1 protein-coding gene is annotated in these 409 nt (G+C 59.7%); it reads left to right on the plus strand.

Annotation, left to right across the window (positions count from 1 at the left end):
* On the plus strand, positions 1-279 hold a 279-nt coding region (locus SOP95_RS31860; RefSeq protein WP_323609568.1), incomplete at its 5' end, for a zinc-binding dehydrogenase.
* Between the last annotated feature and the right edge of the window lie 130 nt (positions 280-409).

A 409-nucleotide genomic window follows, 5' to 3' on the forward strand; every position in this document is an offset into this window, starting at 1 on the left:
GGGATCTTGCTGGAGTACGGCGCACTAAGTTCCGAGCCGACGCCGTTTCCGTTGTTTACCGTGTTGGGGAAATGTTTGACGCTCAAGGGGTATTTGTACGCCGAGATCGTCGCAGACCCGGCTGCGTTGGCGCGGGCCAAGGCGTTTATTTTGGATGGGCTCGCGTCGGGCGCGTTGGCGCCGGTGATTGCGAAGACGTTTGCGTTGGATGAGGTGCAGGACGCACATCGGTATTTGGAGGCGAACCAGCAGGTGGGCAAGGTGGTGGTGACGGTGTGAGGGCGATGTCCTAGGACATTTCCCAAAGCTGGGGATTGGGTTGCCCGATTGCCTACGCCTGCGTCAGAATCCGCCGGCTTGTGCGCTGGGGTGGTGGAATCTATGGTTGCGCGGTCGCTGAATTTTTCGG

The sequence above is a fragment of the Pseudomonas sp. YuFO8 genome (assembly GCF_035065025.1).
Lineage (GTDB): Bacteria > Pseudomonadota > Gammaproteobacteria > Pseudomonadales > Pseudomonadaceae > Aquipseudomonas > Aquipseudomonas putida_AE.